Here is a 24,293-nt window from a genome sequence, read left to right on the forward strand (position 1 = left end):
AGAAACTTTCTAGAATTTTTATGGAAACCCAAAAATATACTCCAACCAACAAGGTAAGAATTGTAACAGCTGCCTCATTATTTGATGGGCATGATGCTGCAATCAATATTATGCGTCGTGTCATTCAGGGAACAGGATGCGAAGTGATCCACCTGGGACATGATAAGTCTGCAGAGGAAGTTGTGAATACTGCGATCCAGGAAGATGCTAATGCTATTGCACTGACATCATATCAGGGAGGTCACAATGAATATTTCAAATACATCTACGACCTGCTGAGAGAGAAAAACTCACCACAGATTAAAATCTTTGGCGGCGGCGGCGGTGTAATTCTTCCCGAAGAGATTAAGGATCTGATGGATTACGGGATCGACAGAATTTATTCTCCGGATGACGGCCGTGAGCTTGGCCTGCAGGGAATGATTGATGATCTGGTAAAAAGATCAGATTTTGCAACAGGAAAAGACGTTACAGCAGGTGATCTGGACTCCATCAGCTTTGAAAACTCTACAAGTATTGCCAAAATCATTTCTGCTGTTGAAAACTTTTCAGAAGAAAAACCTGATTTAGTAAAGGCTATTGACGAAAAATCAAAAGATTTAAATATTCCCATTATTGGTATCACAGGTACCGGTGGAGCGGGAAAATCATCTTTAACAGACGAGTTGGTAAGACGCTTTTTACGTTCCAATACTGATAAGAAAATCGCTATCATCTCCATTGACCCTTCTAAAAAGAAAACAGGAGGTGCCCTCTTAGGTGACAGAATTCGTATGAACGCGATCAATGATTCAAGAGTTTATATGCGTTCAATGGCAACCAGAGAAAACAATGTTTCTGTTTCTCCGTTTATTCATTCAGCATTAAATGTCCTTAAGCTGGCTCATCCTGATGTAATTATTCTTGAAACTTCAGGTATTGGACAATCAGGTTCAGAGGTTTCTGATTTTGCTGATGTTTCCATGTATGTAATGACTCCTGAATATGGAGCTTCCACTCAGCTGGAAAAAATTGATATGTTGGATTATGCTGATTTAGTTGCTTTAAATAAATCTGACAAACGTGGCGCTCTTGATGCTCTTCAGGCCGTAAGAAAGCAGTTCCAGAGAAACCATTTATTATGGGAAAGCCCATTGGATGATATGCCTGTTTATGCAACAAAAGCATCTCAGTTTAATGATCATGGAACGACAGAATTATACAACAGATTAATTTCAAAAGTAAACGATAAATTTTCCGATTTAAATCTAAAAACATTTGTTGAACAGGAAATTACTGAGGAAGTAACAATTATTCCTCCAAAAAGAGTTCGTTATCTGTCCGAAATTGTTGAAAACAACAGAATATATGATGCAACTGTTGAAAAACAGGCTGAATTGGCTAGAAAAATGTATCATATTGAAGGGGTAAAGAATATCCTTTCCAATGAAATTTTAGATGCTGAATATCAAAAAGCAGAAAAAGATCTTCAACAGGAAAATATTGACTTCCTGAAAACGTGGGACGATACGAAAAAAGCCTTTCATGAAGAGTTTTATTCTTATTTCGTTCGTGGAAAAGAAATTAAAGTTGAGACCTCTACAGAATCATTATCCCATTTAAGAATTCCAAAAATTGCTTTACCAAAATATACAGATTGGGGTGATCTGATCAAATGGAAAGGCCAGGAAAACCTTCCGGGAGGATTCCCTTTTACAGCAGGAATTTATCCTTTCAAAAGAACAGGTGAAGATCCTACAAGGATGTTTGCCGGAGAAGGAGGTCCGGAAAGAACCAACAGGAGATTCCATTATGTTTCTGCAGAAATGCCTGCAAAACGTTTATCTACTGCTTTTGACTCTGTTACTTTATATGGTCAGGATCCCGCTTTACCACCGGATATTTATGGAAAAATCGGAAATGCAGGAGTCTCTATTGCAACACTGGATGATGCCAAAAAACTGTATTCCGGATTTGATCTGGTGAATGCATTGACTTCAGTTTCAATGACCATCAACGGACCTGCCCCAATGCTTCTGGCTTTCTTCATGAATGCAGCCATCGACCAGAATGTTGAGAAATATATTGCTGAACATGGGCTGGAATCTAAAGTTGAAGCTGTTTTAAAAGCAAAATTTGATGATAAAGGATTAGAGAGACCAAAATACAATGGTGAACTTCCTCCGTCCAATAATGGTTTAGGATTAAAACTATTAGGAATTACAGGAGATGAGGTAATTCCTGCGGAAGCTTATGCTGAAATTAAGGCTAAAACGATTGCGACAGTTCGTGGTACCGTTCAGGCTGATATTTTAAAAGAAGACCAGGCTCAGAATACCTGTATTTTCTCTACTGAATTCGCCCTAAGGCTTATGGGGGATGTTCAGGAATATTTCATTACAGAAAAAGTAAGAAACTTCTACTCGGTTTCTATTTCCGGATATCACATTGCAGAAGCAGGAGCCAACCCGGTTTCTCAGTTAGCATTTACTCTGGCCAATGGTTTCACCTATGTGGAATATTATTTATCAAGAGGAATGGATATCAATGATTTTGCACCCAACCTATCATTCTTCTTCTCCAACGGTATTGATCCTGAATATTCAGTAATCGGACGTGTAGCAAGAAGAATCTGGGCAAAAGCAATGAAGTTAAAATACGGAGCAGACGAAAGAAGCCAGATGTTGAAATACCACATCCAGACTTCCGGACGTTCTCTACACGCTCAGGAAATTGATTTCAATGATATCAGAACAACGCTTCAGGCACTTTATGCGATCTACGACAACTGTAATTCTCTTCATACAAATGCTTACGATGAAGCTATTACCACACCTACAGAGCAGTCTGTAAGAAGAGCAATGGCCATTCAGTTGATTATCAATAAAGAATTAGGATTAGCTAAAAATGAAAATCCATTACAAGGTTCATTTATTATTGAAGAATTAACGGATCTTGTGGAGGAAGCTGTTTATACAGAATTCGACAGAATTACAGAAAGAGGCGGTGTTCTCGGAGCCATGGAAACCATGTACCAGCGCTCTAAAATCCAGGAAGAATCTATGCATTATGAATGGCTGAAGCATACAGGCGAATATCCTATTATCGGGGTTAACACTTTCCTTGGGAAAGACGGTTCTCCAACGGTTCGTCCGGGAGAGGTTATCCGTTCTACTGAAGAAGAAAAGCAGGTTCAGATTGAGACGCTTCATAATTTCCAGAAATCTAATGAAAATAAATCTGAGGAAGCCCTTAGAAAACTGCAATATGCTGCAATCAATCAACAAAACCTATTCGGTGTGATGATGGATGCGGTGAAGTATTGTTCTCTTGGGCAGATCACCAATGCTTTATTTGAAGTGGGTGGTAAGTACAGAAGAAATATGTAGTCCATAGCCGGACAGGCAATTTGAAAAATAAACCGTTTCACGACGGGAAAAATATAAATTAACAACCTCAAGGAGTTTTCTTTGAGGTTTTTTGTATTTTTATTCAGCCGTTGCCAAGATTCAAAAACCTTGACAAGAGTTGAAATTATTAAAAACTGATAAGCATGAAAAAAGAACTTCCAATCAAAAAACATTTGAAAACTCCTTATTTTTGGGAGATTTTTATTTTTATATGAAACCAAAAGCCCTATTCAACTGGAGCAGTGGAAAAGATTCCGCCCTTACCCTTTACAAAACACTAAAAGAAGATCAGTACGAGGTCACTACCCTACTCACCAGCATCAATCAGGAATTTCAAAGGATTTCCATGCATGGCGTACATATATCTCTTCTGGAGCAGCAGGCTTCTGCTCTTGGAATTCCTTTGGTTAAAATGGAACTTCCCAAAGAACCTTCTATGGAGGAATATCAGGATATTATGACTGGAACTATGGCTAAGGTTCAAGCTCAGGGTGTCACTCATTCTATTTTTGGAGATATCTTTCTCGACGATCTTCGTCAATACAGAGAAGATCAGTTAAGCAGAATTGGTATGCACGCTGTATTTCCGCTTTGGAAACAAAATACATCATATCTCATTCGTGAATTTTTGAGTCTTGGTTTTAAAACTATCGTAACCTGTGTAAATGGCAGCTATCTTGATAAAAGCTTTGCAGGAAGGATTATTAACCAGCAATTCCTTGATGACCTTCCTGAAAACGTAGATCCATGTGGAGAAAACGGAGAGTTTCACACATTCACCTTTGACGGACCTATTTTTAAAAATCCTATTCAGTTTGAAATCGGAGATACTGTAAAAAAAACATATCCGAAACCAAAAACTGAAGCTGCAGAGGAAGATAACGAATATATTTTCTGGTTCTGTGATCTTATTTCAAAGTAACCCTTCATCATTTTAAATAAATCACCTCTTATTTTTTTATCACGGATGCATGATTCCTTTTTATTCATGCATCCGCAGCATAAAAATATTGAGCCACTAACTTTGCTAAATTGATCTGATTTTTCAGAGTCATCCCTTGTCTTATCAATCAGATAACCAATGTATACGACCTTTTTTTTCGAATATTCTTTTATCCTTTCCAGTACATCTATTACTGTTGAACACTTCTGAAACAGCCATTAAACGGATTTAAAAGAGAAATAATTATGCTTCTTAGCATACATTTTGCATCCTGTAAGGCTCTTGAATATTTCATATATTTAAGAGTACGAATTACAATATTAAAAATAAAACACCCGTGATCAAAAATTTAGTATTCCTCACCCTTTTTCTTTTTTTGTTTTCCTGTAAAACTGAAGTCCCTCAGCCTCCGGTTGACAAAAAAGCGATTATTGATTCTACCATAACAGCCTTCCAAAAAACACTTTTGGAACAGCAAATCGATTCTGTATTTAAAAAATATAATTTCAATGGAAGCATTGCTGTTTTTAAAGATTCATTGCCGCTTTACAGAAAAGAAAACGGTTATTCTGATTTTAAAAGAAAAATAAAAATTGACAGCAATACGGTTTTTGCTATCGGATCTATAAGCAAACAATTCACAGCTGTACTCGTTTTACTTCAGATGGAGCAGGGAAAACTTAATGTTACAGATAAGGTGTCAAAATATATAAAGGAGTTTCAGATCAAAGAATATGAAAACATCACGATTCATCAGCTCCTTAACCATACTTCAGGGCTTAATATGACGGGTGGAAAATTAATGTTTAAAAGCGGTTCCGATTTCTTTTATTCCAATGACGGATTTAATACACTTGGTAAGATTGTCGAAAAAGCCTCCGGGAAATCATATGATGACAATATTCTGGAACTTTTTAAAAAAGCGGGTATGACTCATTCTTCGACGGGAGATATTTTTAAAGGAACTCATTTTGCCAGTGCCTACCTTGGTACTGCCTTCAATTTTCAGGAAGTTCCGAACATGCCCAAAAGACTGGGTGGAAAAGACATTGGAACCCCTGCAGGAGGGGTCTTATCTACCATTCAGGACCTTCATACATGGAACAACGCTCTTTATGGCGGAAAAATTTTAAAGCCTGAAACGCTTCAGCAGTTTATGGCAAAAAGTGCAGAAAGACGTCATGCGATCTTTGGAAAAATGGGCTATGCTTATGGAATTATGCTTAACATCGGCAAGCCCAATTCTTACTTTCACAGCGGATATGTAAAAGGATCTCCTTCTTTAAACATTTATTATCCTGACACGAAGACTTCGGTGATAATCCTGTCTAATATCTCGGATGAAGGAAAAGGCAAAGGGCTGGTTTTTAAACCGCATATTGAAGTAAAGAAGATTACGGATAATCTTGAAAATATTCTGGCTCAGCTTAAATCAGGACATTAGTTTTTCTTGCTTTGAAATAAAGAAGCTGGATCTTAACAGCGATAGCATATAAAAAGAAAATTTTCATCACTTCACTTCCTACTAATGTTAAATCATTGTAAAAAAGGTATAGCGAAGAAAAAATTATAATACCGGCGGCTGTATTTTTAAGAATCAATGGATGAAAACTTAACTGCATATAATCAAACAGCCTCATTTTTCTGAAAATAAAATTATACCCAAGCAAGCCTGTCATTATTACTAGTAAAGAAACCTGGAAATACATAAACATATCCGGACGGATAAAGATAACGCTTGAAAAAATTAACGAAAAAACAAGTGCATACCATGTAATATTCCTAAACCTTTTCTGAAGTATTTCTTTTTCCAGTCTGGTTATTTTCCTGAACGAAAGCAAGTCTGCTCTTACCATTTCAAGCTCCTGATTCCAGCTCAGTTTGGTTTTTAGGAAAGCTTCCTGAAATCCCACCTGCCCGTCATCAATAAGACCTGAGATCTGTTCTGAAAAATGATCTTTAATCTCAAAAAATAAATCTCTGCTTAAATTCTTGGATAAAAGATAATGTACTATCTCTTTTTCTTGTAGTGTAGTTATCATGGAATAATAATTTTTGATATAATTATATTTGAATGTATTGCTTATTGTTATTGAGCGGATGATGTCAGAAAATTCTGCATTTTCACCAGATTCTTTTTGTGCTCAGAAAAATTGAACAGGGTAAAAACAACTCCTGCCTGTAATATAAAAGGGATAAGTAAAGTGAGCAGTACCGGTAAAATTTCACTGTGATTATGTTCTTTAAAGAACTGATACACGTAATTGCCATTCTTCATTTCAACCTGCATCATAGAAAGGCTGCAAATAACCATTAAGCTTATATTCTGCTGATACATGGTATAAAAGCATTTCCCTTTATATTTAAAATCGGCTCTCATGTATTTCCAGATCTTAAAATTTAAGATCCATGCACTTCCTGCAGCCAATAAAAAGGCACCATTAAGCAGTCTGAAAAAAATCGTATACTCATATTCACTTTTGGCCATAGAAATCAGCATCAGATTAACCCCAAACGACAGCAACGCGATCATTAAGGATTTTTTAAGAAAAGTATTATATTTTTCTTTTATAATTCTCCTGGCCAATAATGGAATCTTCATCGGGAAAAACAATTGATAACTGACCATTTTAAACTCTCCGCTCCAGGACTCTTTTACTCTCGTAAAGGCTTCCTCAAAATTAAGATTAAGTTCAATCTGGACGTCTATGATCTGCTGAATCATATGATCTCTGATCTCTATGAGAATATCGAGTGAAAGATTTTGAGAAACAAGATAATCTGTAATTCTCCCTTCCTGTACTTCGCTGATCATATGCTAAAGATGGTTTGCAGATTGACAAGATAACTTTTCATTTCACTCTCCTGTTCTGCCTGTTGTTTTTTACCTTTTTCAGTCAACAGATAATATTTACGGTCACGGCCATTGATCTTTTGTATTTCCGAAGTAATTATTCCGTCACCCTCCAGTTTGTGCAATAACGGATACAATGCTCCTTCCGTCATTTCAAGTTCCCCTTCCGTAAGTTCTTTTGCTCTTTGTGTAATCTGGTATCCGTACATCTTCGCCTCTTTTGAAAGCAATTTCAAAATAATATTCTGTAAAGTACCTTTATAAAGACTATTCTTTTTCATGAAATGATTTTAATACATTGCAAACATATGCATAATTTTCTTATGTATTAAAAATTAGTTTAAAAATTTTTAAATTGTTATATGAAAAAGCTCTATTTCATAGCGATTTATCCTCCCGAGGAAATTATTGAAGAAATAAAAGTCTTTAAAAAAGACCTTGCAATGGAATATGGAAACTCCAAAGCTTTGAAAAATGATGCCCATATTACTCTATTCCCTCCTTTTTCAAGAGAATTTGAACTTGAAGATGATGTTCTGACAGCATTTCAAAAAATCAATACCGGAGTTCTTCCTTTTGAAGTTGAACTAAATGGCTTTGGCAGTTTTCCTAATCCAAAAAATCCCGTGATTTTTGTAGAGCCACAGAATAACCTGAATTTAACAGAACTGTATCATCGGGTAAACCAACAATTCAATTTCATTACCTATTCTTTTCATCCACACATTACCGTAGGATATAGGGATCTCACATGGGAACACTACCTTAAGGCGTGGGAAAAATACAAATTCAAAGAATACAAAACTAAATTTATAGTTGATAAGATTTCTCTTTTACGCCACGATGGAAAATGGATTTCCATTGCAGAGAAAAAACTGGAGCTATCATAAAAATACAATTGACTAGCATAAAAGGTTTTAGCCTATTTATAATTTACTGAATAAGGGTGAAAAGTATTTCCTATATTTTTTCATTCTTAAAAAACTTAGAAAGCCCTATCTTTGAGGCAATGATTTCAGAGAAAATAATTTTAGGTATTGACCCGGGAACAACGATCATGGGATTTGGTATTATCTCCGTTAAAAAAGGTAAAATGGAGATGGTATCCATCCATGAACTGATCTTAAAGAAATACCCCAACCACGAAACAAAGCTCAAATATATTTTTGAAAGAACTTTATCTTTAATTGATGAGTTCCATCCCGATGAAGTTGCTTTAGAAGCGCCCTTCTTTGGAAAAAACGTTCAGAGTATGCTAAAGCTTGGACGTGCTCAGGGAGTTGCTATGGCTGCCAGTCTTTATAGAAATGTTCCCATTACAGAATATTCTCCAAAGAAGATCAAAATGGCCATCACCGGAAACGGAAATGCCAGTAAAGAACAGGTTGCAGGAATGCTTAAAAATCTTCTTAATCTAAAAGAATTTCCCACCAAATATTTAGATGCTTCCGATGGACTTGCCGTTGCGGTATGTCATCATTTTAATTCCGGAACCATAGCTGATACCAAGTCGTATTCCGGATGGGATAGCTTTCTGAAGCAGAATCCGGATAGATTGAAATAAAAAAAAATTTTAAAATTATATAAAGAAAAGTAATATTGCTTTATAAAAGATAAGACCCACCTCAATTGCGATGGATCTTATCTGCAATACACCACAATCATATGTGGAAAATTCTATTTGATTTTGGGGTTGACTTTTTCTTTAAAGTCTCATTTTCAATTGCTCACTCTTGTCTTTGGATAAATTTATATTGATAAATCTGTAACACCTTCTAATCCTTCACTTACTTTTTTCAAAGAAAATATAGTAAAACACTCATATTTTAGAAAGAAAATAAATACTGGGAAACAATTACTTGGCAAAACATAATACTATCTTTTACATTGGTATGATTTTTAGTAGTACATTTGTATAAATTTTCAGGTATGAAAACAAACCAACAAACTATAAATCAAGGAACTCACAGAATAAATTGGTTCCAAAAGTTTCTCATGGTGTGTTCCGGCGGGAACATCCATATTTTAAGAAAGACTCCGAGTGAATGGAATAAATTTGCAGGAATTGGAGGAATTGTACTTTTCACAGCAGTGTTTGCTACACTGTCGGCAGGTTATGCTATGTATACTGTATTTGATGATATCTGGATTGCAGCTGGTTTTGGAGTTCTGTGGGGATTAATGATTTTTAATCTTGACCGGTACATTGTTTCTTCTATAAAAAAGACAGGAACATGGTGGAATCAAATTCTCATGGCCATCCCCCGCTTAATTTTAGCTACATTCTTAGGAATTATCATTTCTAAGCCTTTAGAGCTTAAAATCTTTGAAAAGGAAGTCAATAAACAGCTGAATACCATTATCCAACGGAATAAAAAGCAGCTGCAAGGTGAAATGAGCGGAAGAATTCTACAACAGAGCGGCCCTTTTGAGACTGAGAAAGAACAGATATCCGGAAAGATAGCACAGTATCAGAAGTCATATGACTCTGCATCAGTAGAACTTGAAAAGGAAATATTAGGAAAACAGTCCGGGCTAACCAGTGGAAAAGAAGGTTACGGGCCGAACGCTAAACGTAAACAGGAATTAAAAGAACAACGCAGACAAGATCTTGAGAATTATCAGAAACAGGCAGCACCAAGGCTTGAATATTTAGATAGGGAAATTTCGAAGGTATACACCAATCTGGAAACAGAGAGAAAGTCTACAGAAACATTTGAAGATAAATTCAATGGATTTGCGGCTAGGCTTCAGGCATTGGATGAGCTTGGTAAAAATTCTGCAATAATAGGATTGGCTGCCACCTTTATTATGGGACTTTTTATCTGTCTTGAGATCTCTCCCGTTTTGGTAAAACTAATTTCTCATGTAGGGCCTTATGATTATCTTTTAGAAAAAACAGAAAATGACTTCAAGCTGTATGCAAAGGAAAAGATTGAAAAAGGAAATGCTTTGACTGATCACCGAATTGAAGATTTTAAAGACAATTTAAAAAATTAGCGAATCATTGCAAACGACCCCTAAATAGGTTTAGAGAAAAAATCTATAAAGTTTCGAATTTTAATTAATAAAATCTAACCTTTCATCATATTTGAAAGGTTTTTTCTTTTAATAAACTATTTATGTAAAATATTTTCTAATTTTACATAAATAAATTCTTTTATCATGAAACACTTATTTTTTGCATGTACCTTGCTGGTATGCAGTATACTTGCTCCTTCCTTAAAAGCTCAGGCATCAGAACCATTTTTAGGTCAGATTGCTTTTGTACCCTATATGTTTGTTCCAAAAAACTGGGCAGAATGTAATGGACAGTTACTTCCAATTTCTCAAAATACAGCTCTATTTTCGCTCTTAGGTACCACCTATGGAGGAAATGGCACTACTACATTTGCCTTACCTGATATGAGAGGAAGAATGCTTGTTCATAATGGCCAGGCTCCCGGAGGGCCTACAACTTATACAATGGGACAGACCGGAGGAACTGAAAGTGTAACTTTAAATATAACACAGATGCCGGCACACAACCATACTGTAAATGCTGTAACAGCAGAAGGAAATCAAAACGTACCTACGGGCAGTCTCCCTGCCAATACCAAAGTACTTGATAAGGAATATTCTGATGCACCAACTGATACTACTATGAAAAGTACCATGCTAAGCAACACGGGAGGAAACCAGCCTCATGAAAACAGACCTCCGTTTATTACTCTGAAATGTATTATTTCATTGACCGGAGTTTACCCAGTACAAAATTAAACGTTATGAAACTTCTTTACCTTGCGGGTCTTATCATCGGAAATACAGTTTTTGCGCAGACTATAAATTTTAACGGCTGCCATAATCTGTTTGATGATCAAAACTTTGTTTTTAATAAAACCGGAGTGGATGCTTTTAACAAGAACATCTATATAACAACGCCTATTGACGGACAGCAGCCTTGTGGTGGATTGGGAACCTGCGAATTTAAAATTCAATGGAACAATACCCTTACAAGATGGGAGTTTCTTGCAGATGAAGGAAACGGAACATTTACCAGTCCTTATTTAATTTATTATAACTCTACATCAAATAATTCTCTTCCCTTACCTCCAAACAACAGTGTTGGAACATGGATTGAAAATACTACGGTAACTACCGGAGTATGTGGAGGGAGTCTTACAGCTGCCAATTCTACTATGACAGGTGACGTACAAACTACAACATTGGCAACTTCAGAATTCACCCAAAATAAAATACAGATCTTTCCGAACCCCGTTTCTGATTTCATCCGTATTTCAGGGATAAATAACGGACGGACACTTGAAATCTATAATGTGGACGGACGTCTTGTGAAATCTGAAATCTTTGATTCGAAGATTGATGTTTCACAACTTACTTCCGGAGTCTATATATTAAGGATTACCACCAAAAATCTTCAGCAGCATGAATTTAAATTTCTTAAAAAATAAAACCTATTAAGCAAATAAACTACAGTAAGCTTTCGGAATTTCCGGAAGCTTTTTTACTACTGAATATTAATATAAAAAATGGGACTGTCTTAACTTTAAGACAGTCCCATTTATATTTTAATTTTTTAATTCTTATAAAGAATAGTTTGGAGCTTCCTGTGTAATAATTACATCATGCGGGTGAGATTCTTTCAATCCGCTTCCTGTGATCATTACCAATTTGGAATCTTTTTGTAAAACTTCAATATCTTTAGCTCCACAATATCCCATACCCGCTCTTAAACCTCCTGTTAACTGGAAAATCACATCTTCTAATTTTCCTTTATGAGGCACTCTTCCTTCAATTCCTTCCGGAACGAATTTCTTAGCTTCACTCTGGAAGTATCTTTCTTTTCCACCTCTTTTCATTGCAGAAAGGCTTCCCATTCCCTGATAAGATTTGAATTTTCTTCCCTGGAAAATAATTTCTTCTCCCGGGGCTTCATCTGTACCTGCTAACAGTGAACCTAGCATTACTGCTCCTGCTCCACTAGCGATAGCTTTTACAATATCTCCGGAAAGTTTAATTCCTCCATCAGCAATCACGGTTACATTTTGAGATTTAGCATACTCATAAACGTTATAAATAGCAGATAACTGAGGAACTCCCACTCCTGCAACCACACGGGTTGTACAGATAGAACCTGGCCCCACACCTACTTTTAGAACATTAGCTCCTGCTTCAATTAGATCTTTTGCTGCTTCTGCCGTTACAATATTTCCTCCCACAATATCCAGATCGGGATATGTTCTTCTGATTTCTGAAATTTTATCCAAAACCCCTTTAGAATGTCCGTGAGCAGAATCAATAGCCACAATATCAACACCAGCATTCACTAGCGCCGCAATTCTGTCCATAGTATCTTCTCCTACACCTACTCCGGCTCCTACGATAAGACGACCTTTTTGATCTTTATTTGAATTGGGATACTCCAGCTGATTGTCAATATCTTTAATCGTGATTAAACCTACAAGTTTGTTATTCTGATCTACAATCGGAAGTTTTTCAACTCTGCTTTTAAGAAGAATTTCCTTTGCTTTCTCAAGGTTCGTATTTTTATCAGAAGTGATCAGATTTTCTTTCGTCATGATCTCCTCAACCTTCATTTCAAGGTTTTCCTGATATTTTACATCTCTGTTGGTAATGATCCCGATCAGTACATTATCAGTATCTACTACAGGAAGACCAGAAATTTTATATTTGGCCATTGTTTCCTTAGCTTCAGCTAAAGTATGATCTTTTGAAAGAGTGACAGGATCAGAGATCATTCCGTTCTCGGAACGCTTTACACGATTAACTTGTGCAGCCTGCTCAGCAATCGTCATATTTTTGTGGATAAAACCTAAACCTCCAACTCTTGCTAATGCAATAGCCAGATCAGCTTCTGTAACGGTGTCCATAGCAGCGGAAACTATCGGAACATTCAGCGTGATTTTGTCGGTAAGTCTTGATTTTAATGATACCTGGTTAGGTAAAACTTCTGAATAAGAAGGGACTAGAAGAACGTCATCGAAAGTGATGGCTGTCTCTACAATTTTGTTATGAATAGACATCTTTACTTTCTTTGCAAAATTAGGTTATTTTGACGAGATATAAAAATCCTTTTCAATAGTTTAAATAAAAATTAATAATCAATAACTTAAATCGAAAAAACCGTTCTTTTAAAAAGAACGGTTCATCACAAAATAAAGTTAATATATTCGAAACTACTTGTTATCGTTATGGGGAGGCTTTAATCAGTTGTTTACAGAAACAGAATTGATCATTTTTGAAATATCGCTGGTGGTAAAGTTTCCTTTCACATCCACAAATACCAATTCTTTTTGCTTTGAGCCTACGGTAATCAACATATTTTTTATTGTTTCACCATCCTGTTTTACGCGAATATTGATATTATCGCCTTCGTGTTTAATGGTAGCCCATTCTTCGTAATGATTATCACTTAGATATTGGTTATAATCATTAATCATTTTCTCGCTTCCGTTGGCTACAGTAAGAACCTTAATTTTGGAGGCTTTTTTTACCAGATTGATAGTTTCTTCATTTTCGCGATCCTCTTTTAAAGCTTTCTTGATATAAGATTTGGCCAGAGCCGTCGGAACATTGATACTCATAAATTTAACTCCTTTGAAATCATATTTCGAATTCGTGAAGAAATCTATATTCGGTTTTTCTGAGACAACACAGGATTGAAGCACCCCTATGGTCAATATAATAAGGAAAATGTTTTTAAGAGTTTTCATTGGCTTTGGTTTTATTTGGTTTGCTTAAAGCTCCCTCCTGAAACTTTATCTACTTTAGCATCCAGTTCCGGATCACCTTTTAGCTTCACAGAAGCTCCTGAAGAGACATTTACCTTCAGTTTATCTGTCACAAGCAAAGAAAGACTTGCTCCTGAGGTGGATTCAGCCACTGCTGTCCCAATTCTGAGATCATCTGCTTTACAGGAAGCACCACTGTTAATATCAATGACCGCAGATGCTGCCTGCCCTGATAAATTAACGCTTGCTCCACTGGAGATATCCAATGCTAATTTCGGAACTATCACTTCAGCCTTCACTACTGAACCAGAATTTACGGTAACTGATACTGCGTTTCTGATATCAAATTTTCCTTTAACAATAGATCCCGATTCTGCTTCAATCAGCATGTTATTTTCTTCAACAGAATTAATAGCTGTGAAAGTACTTCCTGAAGATGTTTTAATTCCATTCAGATTAGGTGAAGAAACATTGACATTCAGATTTTTAAACCTAAGATTTCGTGCTCCTTTGTTGTCTACATAAATCTTTAAAACTCCGTTTTCTACTTTAGTGATGACATTCTGAAGCTTATCAGCATCAGCAATGACTTTTACGCTTTTTGTATTTTCCTGTTTATAAATCACATTCACCCCAACACTCACATCTATTTTTGAGAATTCTCCTACATTTCGGCTGTCTCCATTCAGGTAAGAAGAAGTATTGTCTGAAGTCAGATCATTCGTCAAAGAAGTTTTCACAGAACTCGCTGTAATATCACTTGAGTTAATAATCTTGTTAACATCGGACATCTTCATTTTTCCGTTGAGGATAAAAATAATATTCTCTTCTTTAGAATCAACGTTAAAAACCAGATTTTCTAGATAGTTATCTTTTTCGTCTTCAGCCAGAAACTTCATGGAAGTTCCATCGCTGTTCATTGACATCAGCTCATTGAAATTCAGCGATTTCAATGCTCTGTTAACTTTCTCTGATCTCTGTTCGTTGAGCTTTATATTCTCAGCGTTTTCTCCTTTCAAACCGTCCGGAAAGGTCGCTTTGGGAATGATCAGAATCTTAAGACCATCCACTTCGTTTAGGATAGGTTTTATTTTCCCAACATATGCATCGTTAACATCAATAGTATTCAAAAGCTTAAACATCGGCTTTTTAATATTGATAGAAGTAACTCCGCCATTTTTCTCAAAATCCTGAAAAAGCTGGTTCAGTTTATCAGTCTGTGCAGAATAAGTTGCAAAACTGTTCAGAATTATGGCTATTATAAAAAATATTTTTTTCATGAGATTGATCTGATTTTTAGTATTCACTGTCAATGTTTTCGTTTTTCTGAGAAGAAGCTACCGTTTTTTTGAATTCATTTCCCAGTTTCATAAAGGAATATTTGGCAACATCTATAGCTTCTTTTTCACTGCTGATCCTTTTACCGTTTACCGTAACATACGAGTCATTGTAAGCTGTAGAATCACTTATTTTTTTGTTGTTGTACGAAGAATTGCTCACATACCGCGGTTTAGCTTCCTTTTTCAGCCTTCCCCGTTTTGGCAGAATCTGATCCATCACATCTTTTTCCGCTACCTGATTATCCTGAAAAAGAGAATCTTTTTTTACGCCGGAAATAGAATCAGTATGGTTTACTGCTACCTGCTCCTGATGATCTCTGTTTTCTTCTATAAATCCGGACTTTTGCTTTAAGATTTCATCTTTCACCAACTTTTCTTTGTCCTGAACACCTGTATAGGAATCTTTATTATTAAGGAAAAATCCGATACCAAAGAGCAGCATTACACTGGCTGCCATCCAGAACCATTTGGGGAAAGAAGGTTTTTTCTTTTCTTCCAGAGGAATAATCGGGGCGGCATTCTTATCCGTTTCTTCACCTTCTGCCTTTTGAAGAAAATCTTCAAAGCTCCAGTCCATTTTTTCTTCCTTTATATTCTGGAAGATCTGGTCGTATTTATCTTGTAATTGATCTTTTTTCATAGCTCATCAGTTGTGAGATTTGTTCTTTTACTTTTTGTCTTGCCCGCATAAGGTTTACCCTTACCGCATTTTCTTCCATTTCCAGCATTTCAGAAATTTCAGAAATATCATACTCTTCTACATCTTTCAAATGGATAACCATTTTCTGTTTTTCCGGGAGCTGATTGATAAATCCTACAATATGTTCCTTAAGGTTATCAACTTCCATACTGTAGAGCTCCGAGCGATGCAGCTGCATATCCGCAAAACCGATCTTTACATCGTGATGCTTCAGCCGGTTCAGGCATTCGTTCCGGACGGACTTCAGCGCATAGGACTTAAAATTCCCAAACTGCCCAAGCTCATCTCTCTTTTGCCAAAACTTCATCATGAGATCCTGTACTACATCTTCCGCTTCATCACTGCTCATGACGAATCGCTTCGCAAAACGATACATCTCGTCTTTGAGAATAAACACCGTATCCTTGAAAGTTTCGTGGGTCATGAGTTTTGTTTCTTATAGGTAAGACAACTGCCGTTTCCAATCTATTACATCAAAAATAAAAAAACTTCAAAAAAAAATTGAAGTTTTTGTTTTATATAGATTAATACGTATCAAAAATATGTTTCAGAATAGCCTTATCCTGATCTGTTAAAGCCACTTTTCTTCTTGCCATGGCTCGCTCTGCCACTTCATAAGCTTTATCAAGCTTGAATCTTTCATCATCTTTCAATCCTCCCCATGAAAAGTTTTCCACAAGATTTGGGGGAAAACCTGGCTTGAAAACATTAGAGGCTACTCCAATCACAGTTCCGGTATTCAATTGTGTATTGATTGCTGTTTTCGAATGGTCTCCCATGATCAGCCCTGCAAACTGTAACCCTGTATCTTCGAAAACTTTTGTTCTGTAGTTCCAGAGTTTAACGTGGCTGTAATTATTTTTAAGATTGGAAGAGTTGGTATCAGCACCGAAATTACACCATTCTCCTATGACAGAATTCCCGATAAACCCTTCGTGCCCTTTACTTGTATATCCAAAAATAATAATATTATTAACCTCTCCTCCTACTTTACAGTGAGGGCCGATAGTAGTTGCTCCATAGATTTTAGATCCCAGATTAAATTTAGAATCTTCTCCAAGGGTAATAGGTCCCCGAAGATGGCAGCCTTCCATTACTTCAGCATTTTTACCAATATAGATTTTTCCGGTTTTGGTATTCAATGTTGAAAACTCAATCTCCGCACCTTCCTCTATAAACAGATCTTTCTTATCTCCCAGAAAACCATTGGTTGAAGACAGCTCCTGTGAAGTGCGTCCTTTGGTAACCAGGTCAAAATCAAAATCCACTGCATGAATGTTGTATGTAAATAGATCTTTTGGCTTTTTAAAGAAAATAAGCTCCTCTTTGATGTCTGTCATTTTTTCAATCTGATTCAGAGAAAAACCTTTCATATTGATTTTAGCTGCGATCAGTTCATCTTCATAAACCAATGCTTCTCCCGGTTTAAGGTCTTTGATCTGCTGAATAACAGTTTCTGTAGGAAGGAAATTCGGAACCAGAAAAAGGCTTTCTTTATCCTCAGGGCTTTTAAATTTATCCTGAAGGTACATTTCCGTGAAATAAGATACTTCTGTGTTTTCCAGAATTTTCTGCCATCTCTCGGAGAAGGTAAGGATTCCGCATCGCATGGCAGCCACCGGGCGGGTAAAAGTAAGCGGAAGAAAGTCTTCCCAATATTGTGCGTCTGAAAATACTAATTGCATTTTTTAGAAATTAGAGATTAAAGGTTAGGCATTACATGCTGAAAGTTCCAGTGGAGTTTTTCGTCCGGGGTGAATTTTCAGATTTTAATTCTATCTGAACAAAAATACGAAAAGATGTGAGAAGTCAGGATAGAGAGGTAATATTAAAAACCAAGACGTCAAGGTTCAGTAAATCCTGAACAATACCATTGAATAATTTTTTTAGAATGTAAAGAGTAAGTGATGCTGAGGTTTTACCTTAAGAAAGTAAGGAAATATAGGTTTGCAAAAGAATCACTTTCGCTGATCATATTTTTATGTTACAAAATGTATTGATCATCGATCTCCTTAGCCCCGATAGTAACGGTTACCCCGCAGCAAAGATGGCAATTTGGAGGGTTTGAAGAGGGAAAAGTGTGGCGCGAGGAGTATGAGTGGATAGCGGGATGAAGCTCCCAAACAGGACTAAAGCTCTGAAAATAAAATCATAAAAAAAGTCTCCCAAATTATTGGAAGACTTTCATATTTTAGTTATACAAAAATTACTTAGCGAATTTTTTGTATTTGTTCATGAACTTATCAACTCTACCTGCAGTGTCAACTAGTTTTACTTTACCAGTGTAGAATGGGTGAGAACTTGAAGAGATTTCCATTTTGATCAGAGGATACTCCTTTCCTTCGTACTCGATAGTGTCTTTTGTTTCTGCAGTAGACTTGCAAAGAAACACCTCGTCGTTACTCATATCTTTGAAAACAACAAGTCTATAATTTTCTGGGTGGATTCCGTTTTTCATAATACTATTTTTAAAAAAATTTTAAGGTTTGCTTTCGAAATAGTAATGGATATTTCTCTGCTAATTTTAGGTTGCAAAAGTACAACATTTTTTCTAATTTCCAAATACTGAATTCAATTTTTTTTATTGATAAGAAAATTAAAGTATTTTCGTTAAATTTGGAAATTACTTAAACTTTAATTTCAATGAAATTCAAATTATTACTGGCTTTTTCTTTCTGGATATTACTTGCAGCAGTATCATGTAATAAGGATGATATCACATTTGACAGTCCTTCGCAGCAGCTAAGTTTTTCAAGAGACACTGTATTTTGTGATACCGTATATCATCAGGTACGTTCAGAAACCTATGTTGTAAAAGTATATAATAATGAGGACAAAGACATTCTTATTCCAAGAGTAAATCTTGAGAAAGGCGGTTCTTCATTATATAGAATCAATGTAGATGGAAAGCCTGGATATGATTTCAAGAATGTTCCTTTAAGAAAGAAAGACAGTCTTTATATATTTGTTGAAATTTCACCGGAGGCAACCGGCCCGGAAGCTATTGCTGAAGATAAGATACTGTTCTCAGGTCCTGCCGGTGAGCAGCACGTTACTCTTTTCTCTGTAGTACAGGATGCTGAGTTCTTTATTCAGACTCCAACTAATCCTAATGTGATCACCAGCTCTACGACCTGGAATAACAATAAAGCTAAGATCATTTACGGAGATCTTACAATCAATCCTAATATTACCCTGGATATCAATCCGGGAACGAAAGTATATTTTCACAAAAACAGCGGAATGAAAGTATCTTCCGGAGCTGTTCTTAATATTAACGGCACACAGACCGATCAGGTGATTCTTCGGGGTGACAGAAATGATTCTTATTATGATACTATTTCTAAAAACTGGAATTCTATCAGAATGGCAGCCAATTCTACCCTTAATATGAAGCATACAAGGCTTTTCGGAGGGACAAGAGGGTTGGATATGAGACAAACGAATGCTACTATTACCAACTCGTTCATTCATACTTTCTTTGAATACGGAATTTATGCTGTAGGTTCTACAGTGAATGCCAGCAATCTTGTTATGAATAACTGTGGTTTATCCTGTATTGGTATTTTCAGAGGTGGAAAACACAGCTATACACATGCTACCATCGCTAACTATTCAAGCTCAATGGGAAGCTTTGACAGAAAAGGAATCTTCGCAACGAATGAATGGAAAAATGATGCGGGACAAACGGAACAGGGGGCTTTACAGCAGCTTAGTATAAAAAACAGTATCATCTATTCGGACAGAGATAATTCTGTACATGTGGAACCCACTCCCGGACAGCAGTTTGAGTATCTTATTCAGAACTGTCTCCTGAAATATTCAGGGACATCGGAAGCCGGCTTCCCTTTTGATAACAATACCAATGTGGTGCAAAGTATCAAAAATACGGATCCTCAGTTTGTCAATTATTTTACGGCAAAAATGAATTTAAGAGTAAAATCCACATCTCCGGCTATAGGAAAAGGCAATACAGCAGTAGCAGCAACAGTACCTTTTGATATCGTGAATGTACCGAGAACGACAAACCCAACTCTAGGAGCTTATCAGTAATGGAAATCACTCAACTGCAACAACAGGTCGATGAATGGATAAAAACCATCGGCGTAAGATATTTTAACGAGCTTACCAATATGGCCATGCTAACGGAGGAAGTAGGCGAAGTAGCGAGAATCATCGCCAGAAGATACGGTGAGCAAAGCGAAAAAGAAAGTGATAAAAGCAAAGATCTGGGCGAGGAGCTTGCGGATGTACTTTTTGTAACATTATGCCTGGCTAACCAGACCGGAGTGAATCTGCAGGATGCTTTTGACAAAAAAATGAAAATCAAAACTGACCGGGATAAAGACCGGCATCAGAATAATGAAAAATTAAAATAATCTTTCTGATATCAGATTTCAGATCACGCAATCTAAATGTTTGAAATCTGATGTCAGAATTCTGAAAAACTGAAGAAATAATGAAGCTAGAAAAATCAACATTACTCAGCAATAAAACAGTACAGATCAGCGGTTCGAAAAGTATTTCGAATCGTTTATTGATTCTGGAAAGCCTGTTTAGCAATATAAAAATCGGCAATTTGTCTAATTCTCAGGACACCCAGTTACTGAAAAAGGCATTATCTGCGGATACAGAGGTGGTAGACATTCACCATGCGGGAACAGCAATGCGCTTTCTTACCTCTTTTTATTCTATCCAGGAGGGAAAAACAACAGTACTTACCGGTTCTAAGAGAATGAAGGAAAGACCTATTAAGAATCTGGTTAGTGCATTAAGAGATCTCGGAGCAGAAATTGAGTATATGGAAAATGAGGGTTTCCCTCCTTTAAAAATTACCGGAAAAAAGATCACTCAAACTTCGGTACATGTTCCTGCGAATATTTCAAGTCAGTTTATTACTTCCCTGCTTCTTATTGCGGGAAAACTTGAAAACGGATTGGAAATCCAGCTGGTAGGAGATGTTACATCAAGATCTTATATAGAAATGACGCTTGATATCCTGACAAAGATTGGGATAAAAAACAGTTTTGAAGGAAATACTATTAAAGTAGAACCTTTTACTCCGGAGATTGATGCAGCCACCATCCATTATGAGGTGGAAAGCGACTGGAGCTCGGCATCATACTTCTACTCTATCTGTGCCCTGGGAAGAGAAACCATGCATCTGAAAAGTTTTTACAAAGAGTCTACTCAGGGAGATTCTGCAATTGCAAAGATTTATGAAGATTTCTTCGGAATTAAAACCACGTTTACCGAAGATGAGCACAAGGTAACTCTGGAACCTCAGCAGGGGTTTTCTTTCCCTGAAAAAATTGTTCTGGATATGAACAACTGTCCGGATATTGCACAAACTCTTTGTGTAACTGCTGCTGCGTTAAAAATTCCTTTTGAAATTTCAGGATTGGGAACTTTAAGAGTGAAGGAAACCGACAGACTTCTTGCATTATATAATGAACTGAAAAAACTGGGTGCCGAAACAACATTTACTGATTTAACAATTGAATCTATCAGTTTCGGGGAGCCTGAAGACTATATTTCAATCAAAACTTATCAGGATCACAGAATGGCAATGAGCTTCGCTCCTTTCTGCCTGGTGAAGGAACTTAATATTGAAGATGAAGATGTGGTGGAAAAGTCTTACCCGATGTTCTGGCAAGATCTTGCCAATATCGTGAAGAATTAATTTAAAAGTTAACATGTAGTAATTTGGAAGCAGGCATATATTTTGATTTCAAATTACTACATTTATATATAATGCTGCTTGATGAAATACCTGATCTTACTGTCTTTATCTGTTCCCACCATTCTTTGGTCACAATATCTGCGGCCTAATGAAGAAATTATCTATTCCTTTGAAACGAAAACAGGAAAGAAAATGGCATTGGTAAAGGATAAAGAGAATGAATATATTCAATATCGATTTGGAATCAGGGATCATATAGAAATGGAATTTCCTAAGGAAAGAACCAAGGAAAGCTGGAAAAAATTCAAATACAATTCTTACCTAAGAGGCGGAGGAAAGCAAAATTCAGGAATGGACCTCAACTATTTGTCATTTACCAATAATGGCTATCAGTATCAACTGTTCAAAACTTACTATGCAGAAGATGAATCCTATTCTACAGGAATCACTATCACAGACTCTACAGGTAAGGAAACGAATATTACCGGACTCTACAAAACAATAAAAGGCTGTATGTGCTATCTGGGAGATTCAGGATTGATAGAAAAAGAAGATTCCGGGTTATAACTTCAAGAATGTCTGTATGAAAAAACTTCTTCCTCTCGCTGCCGCCTTATTCTCTGCTGTTTCTTATGCACAGGAGCTTAAAGCATTCTCAGTACCAAATGGTTATACAAAGATTACAGAAATTAAAGGTGATCTGGACAAGGATGGAAAAGATGAAATCATACTTGCCTTTGATACCAATCAAAAAGCATCTGTAAACGAAGACGGTTCTGATACTAACGATTACAAGAGAGTTTTCTATATTCTAAAAAATGAAAATGGAAATCTTGTCATCTGGAAAGAAAATACATCCTTACTTTTTTCAAGCGGATACGGCTTTTACCCTTCTGATAACAATCTTGATATCTCTATTAAAAATAACTGTCTGATTATAGGGCAGCAGTTTTCTACCAACTCCAGACATACACAGGAATACAAGCATACTTTCAGATTCCAGAATGGAGATTTCTACCTGATAGGTTCTTATGATAATTTCAATGACACCTGCGATTTTAATTTTACGAATGAAATCAATTTTTCAACAGGAAAGGTTATTATTGACGATGAATATTCCACCTGTGATGATGATGCCAAAGTACCTGAAAGTACTCACAAAGAGTTTATCTACAAACTCCGGACTCTGATAAAGATGCATGATTTCAAAATTGGAGATCACAAATTCAAAATTCCGGATTCCAGCAAAGAATTTATTTTTTAAAGCAGGAAGTTCCTTTCTGTAACTTTTTTTACCCTTACTGTTTTAAATGCAATTTCATTATAAGGACGTAAAAAATAGCTGTAAAGACATCAGGTTTTATAGATATTTCTTCCTATTTTTATTTTTCTTCCTATTTTAAATTTGAAAATTCGTCATTTTTCAGATTCTTTATTGATAACAACTTAATTATCTTTTAAAGTTAAATTAACTCCTTCTATTTTGATATATTCTTATTTTTAGATTACAATAAAAATAAAAAACTATGTTCAAACAAAGCATGAGACGCTTATCAGCAATCACTTTTGGTATTGCTGCTGCAAGTCTTTTTTTTTCCTGTTCCGATGACAACATTATCGAAAAAGATTCTAAAGAAACTACCACCTCATCTTTAGGAAAAGCAAATTTCAAAACTTCTTTGGCTCCTATTGAAATGAATAGCTGGATGGCCAGCCTGCAGGATAATATCTCACTTTCTAAAATATCTATTCCCGGAACGCATGATTCCGGAGCACGTATAGATGCCCCTGTAATAACAGGTACAGCGAAAACACAGGATCTCAGCATCAGCGAACAACTTAATGCAGGGGTTCGCTTTCTGGATGTTCGCTGCAGACACATTGATAACTCTTTTGCCATTCATCATGGTGCTATTTATCAGAATTTAAATTTTGATGATGTCCTTAATGCCTGCTATGTATTCCTGCAAAGTCATCCTTCAGAAACGATCATCATGTCTGTAAAAGAAGAGTACGATGCTTCCAATACCACCAGAAGTTTTGAAAGTACTTTTGATTCGTATGTTCAGAAAAATCCTTCAAGATGGGATTTAGGAACTGCTATTTCCAACCTGGGAGACGTAAGAGGAAAAATAAAGTTGTTAAGAAGATTCTCTGCGGGAACATCGAAAGGAATCAATGCAACTTCATGGGCTGACAATACTACATTTGAAATCAACAATCCGGGAGCATCACTGAAAGTTCAGGATTATTATAAAGTGACCAATAATGATGATAAATGGAACGGAATCTCCAACCTGCTGAATGATGCAAAGAATGATGCAAACGGTAAGCTTTTCATCAATTTCACAAGCGGTTACAAGCCGGGAATCTTTGGAATACCAAGTATACCTACAGTTTCAAACAATATTAATCCTAAGCTGAAAACATTCTTTCAGAATAATACTCATGGATCTTATGGGATAATGCCAATTGATTTTGTAAGTGCAGAATTGTCTGAGCTGATCATTAAAACCAATTTCTAATTTAATTGTTTGTTAGATATATTCAGTAAGGCTGTCTCGCTGTTGGGGCAGCCTTTTTTTACCATCAGGTTATCATTTCCTTCTTACCTGCTTGCAGATGAAGCAAA

Annotated in this window: 24 protein-coding genes; 14 read left to right on the forward strand and 10 right to left on the reverse strand. The window is 36.2% G+C overall.

Translation table 11 applies throughout. The features are described 5' to 3' along the window. The first annotated feature begins 20 nt into the window (after positions 1-20). The 3 genes from LF887_RS21525 to LF887_RS21535 all read left to right on the forward strand — a co-directional run bounded on the left by LF887_RS21525 (position 21) and on the right by LF887_RS21535 (position 5,776). Complete coding sequence (locus LF887_RS21525; protein ID WP_236856302.1) at positions 21-3,368, forward strand: methylmalonyl-CoA mutase family protein; 3,348 nt, start codon at positions 21-23, stop codon at positions 3,366-3,368. 232 nt (positions 3,369-3,600) lie between these two features. After that, the gene (locus LF887_RS21530) at positions 3,601-4,311 is read left to right on the forward strand and encodes a diphthine--ammonia ligase (RefSeq protein ID WP_236859536.1); all 711 of its coding nucleotides are present in this window, start codon (positions 3,601-3,603) and stop codon (positions 4,309-4,311) included. A 358-nt stretch (positions 4,312-4,669) separates the two neighbouring features. Next, entirely contained in the window at positions 4,670-5,776 is a 1,107-nt protein-coding gene (locus tag LF887_RS21535; protein ID WP_236856303.1) for a serine hydrolase domain-containing protein, read from the forward strand. On the opposite strand, the gene LF887_RS21540 is transcribed toward LF887_RS21535, so the two are convergent. From LF887_RS21540 to LF887_RS21550, 3 genes are read right to left on the reverse strand one after another with little or no spacing between them, the layout of a single operon-like run. Then, on the reverse strand, positions 5,760-6,374 hold the full coding sequence (locus tag LF887_RS21540; RefSeq protein ID WP_236856304.1) for a hypothetical protein: 615 nt from the start codon (positions 6,372-6,374) through the stop codon (positions 5,760-5,762). The two genes, LF887_RS21535 and LF887_RS21540, sit on opposite strands and share 17 nt — an antisense overlap. 47 nt (positions 6,375-6,421) lie before the next feature. Then, the gene (locus LF887_RS21545; RefSeq protein ID WP_236856305.1) at positions 6,422-7,147 is read right to left on the reverse strand and encodes a hypothetical protein; all 726 of its coding nucleotides are present in this window, start codon (positions 7,145-7,147) and stop codon (positions 6,422-6,424) included. Further along, complete coding sequence (locus LF887_RS21550) at positions 7,144-7,467, reverse strand: PadR family transcriptional regulator (RefSeq protein WP_236856306.1); 324 nt, start codon at positions 7,465-7,467, stop codon at positions 7,144-7,146. The genes LF887_RS21545 and LF887_RS21550 overlap by 4 nt, the downstream gene beginning before the upstream one ends. 81 nt (positions 7,468-7,548) lie before the next feature. On the opposite strand from LF887_RS21550, the gene LF887_RS21555 reads away from it, so the two are divergent. The 5 genes from LF887_RS21555 (at position 7,549) to LF887_RS21575 (ending at position 11,637) form a co-directional block, all read left to right on the forward strand. Further along, positions 7,549-8,076 (forward strand): 2'-5' RNA ligase family protein, encoded by a 528-nt coding sequence (locus LF887_RS21555; protein WP_236856307.1) that lies wholly within the window; start codon positions 7,549-7,551, stop codon positions 8,074-8,076. A gap of 119 nt (positions 8,077-8,195) precedes the next feature. Next, positions 8,196-8,750 carry a crossover junction endodeoxyribonuclease RuvC gene (ruvC, locus tag LF887_RS21560; protein ID WP_236856308.1) on the forward strand — a complete coding sequence of 185 codons (555 nt, stop codon included), beginning with the start codon at positions 8,196-8,198 and terminating at the stop codon, positions 8,748-8,750. 365 nt (positions 8,751-9,115) lie between these two features. Beyond that, positions 9,116-10,186: a DUF4407 domain-containing protein gene (locus LF887_RS21565; RefSeq protein ID WP_236856309.1), complete on the forward strand. Its 1,071-nt coding sequence runs from the start codon at positions 9,116-9,118 to the stop codon at positions 10,184-10,186. A gap of 165 nt (positions 10,187-10,351) precedes the next feature. Next, positions 10,352-10,945, forward strand: a complete 594-nt coding sequence (locus LF887_RS21570) for a phage tail protein (RefSeq protein WP_236856310.1) — start codon at positions 10,352-10,354, stop codon at positions 10,943-10,945. A 5-nt stretch (positions 10,946-10,950) separates the two neighbouring features. Continuing rightward, entirely contained in the window at positions 10,951-11,637 is a 687-nt protein-coding gene (locus LF887_RS21575; RefSeq protein ID WP_236856311.1) for a T9SS type A sorting domain-containing protein, read from the forward strand. Positions 11,638-11,769: 132 nt separating this feature from the next. Here LF887_RS21575 and guaB read toward each other — a convergent pair whose 3' ends face one another. The 7 genes from guaB to LF887_RS21610 form a co-directional block, all read right to left on the reverse strand. Continuing rightward, positions 11,770-13,230: an IMP dehydrogenase gene (gene guaB / locus LF887_RS21580; protein WP_236856312.1), complete on the reverse strand. Its 1,461-nt coding sequence runs from the start codon at positions 13,228-13,230 to the stop codon at positions 11,770-11,772. Positions 13,231-13,413: 183 nt separating this feature from the next. Beyond that, positions 13,414-13,920, reverse strand: a complete 507-nt coding sequence (locus LF887_RS21585; protein WP_236856313.1) for a DUF4252 domain-containing protein — start codon at positions 13,918-13,920, stop codon at positions 13,414-13,416. Positions 13,921-13,931: 11 nt separating this feature from the next. Continuing rightward, positions 13,932-15,218 (reverse strand): DUF4252 domain-containing protein, encoded by a 1,287-nt coding sequence (locus LF887_RS21590; RefSeq protein ID WP_236856314.1) that lies wholly within the window; start codon positions 15,216-15,218, stop codon positions 13,932-13,934. A gap of 16 nt (positions 15,219-15,234) precedes the next feature. Continuing rightward, on the reverse strand, positions 15,235-15,918 hold the full coding sequence (locus LF887_RS21595) for a hypothetical protein (protein WP_236856315.1): 684 nt from the start codon (positions 15,916-15,918) through the stop codon (positions 15,235-15,237). Then, positions 15,893-16,402 (reverse strand): RNA polymerase sigma factor, encoded by a 510-nt coding sequence (locus LF887_RS21600; protein ID WP_236856316.1) that lies wholly within the window; start codon positions 16,400-16,402, stop codon positions 15,893-15,895. Before LF887_RS21600 ends, LF887_RS21595 begins: the two co-directional genes overlap by 26 nt. 100 nt (positions 16,403-16,502) lie before the next feature. Beyond that, positions 16,503-17,663 carry a putative sugar nucleotidyl transferase gene (locus LF887_RS21605; RefSeq protein ID WP_236856317.1) on the reverse strand — a complete coding sequence of 387 codons (1,161 nt, stop codon included), beginning with the start codon at positions 17,661-17,663 and terminating at the stop codon, positions 16,503-16,505. Positions 17,664-18,184: 521 nt separating this feature from the next. Further along, a complete protein-coding gene (locus LF887_RS21610) occupies positions 18,185-18,436 on the reverse strand; it encodes a type B 50S ribosomal protein L31 (protein WP_236856318.1) in 252 nt (83 codons plus the stop codon). Positions 18,437-18,621: 185 nt separating this feature from the next. On the opposite strand from LF887_RS21610, the gene LF887_RS21615 reads away from it, so the two are divergent. The 6 genes from LF887_RS21615 (at position 18,622) to LF887_RS21640 (ending at position 24,186) form a co-directional block, all read left to right on the forward strand. Further along, the gene (locus tag LF887_RS21615) at positions 18,622-20,031 is read left to right on the forward strand and encodes a hypothetical protein (RefSeq protein ID WP_236856319.1); all 1,410 of its coding nucleotides are present in this window, start codon (positions 18,622-18,624) and stop codon (positions 20,029-20,031) included. After that, positions 20,031-20,357: a nucleotide pyrophosphohydrolase gene (locus LF887_RS21620; protein ID WP_099768987.1), complete on the forward strand. Its 327-nt coding sequence runs from the start codon at positions 20,031-20,033 to the stop codon at positions 20,355-20,357. Before LF887_RS21615 ends, LF887_RS21620 begins: the two co-directional genes overlap by 1 nt. An 80-nt stretch (positions 20,358-20,437) precedes the next feature. Beyond that, positions 20,438-21,661 carry a 3-phosphoshikimate 1-carboxyvinyltransferase gene (locus tag LF887_RS21625; protein WP_236856320.1) on the forward strand — a complete coding sequence of 408 codons (1,224 nt, stop codon included), beginning with the start codon at positions 20,438-20,440 and terminating at the stop codon, positions 21,659-21,661. Positions 21,662-21,742: 81 nt separating this feature from the next. After that, positions 21,743-22,228 carry a hypothetical protein gene (locus LF887_RS21630; RefSeq protein ID WP_236856321.1) on the forward strand — a complete coding sequence of 162 codons (486 nt, stop codon included), beginning with the start codon at positions 21,743-21,745 and terminating at the stop codon, positions 22,226-22,228. A gap of 16 nt (positions 22,229-22,244) precedes the next feature. Further along, positions 22,245-22,925 (forward strand): hypothetical protein, encoded by a 681-nt coding sequence (locus tag LF887_RS21635; protein ID WP_236856322.1) that lies wholly within the window; start codon positions 22,245-22,247, stop codon positions 22,923-22,925. 262 nt (positions 22,926-23,187) lie between these two features. Next, the gene (locus LF887_RS21640; protein WP_236856323.1) at positions 23,188-24,186 is read left to right on the forward strand and encodes a phosphatidylinositol-specific phospholipase C; all 999 of its coding nucleotides are present in this window, start codon (positions 23,188-23,190) and stop codon (positions 24,184-24,186) included. Positions 24,187-24,293: the final 107 nt, after the last annotated feature.

It is taken from the genome of Chryseobacterium sp. MEBOG06 (genome assembly GCF_021869765.1).
Taxonomy (GTDB): Bacteria; Bacteroidota; Bacteroidia; order Flavobacteriales; family Weeksellaceae; genus Chryseobacterium.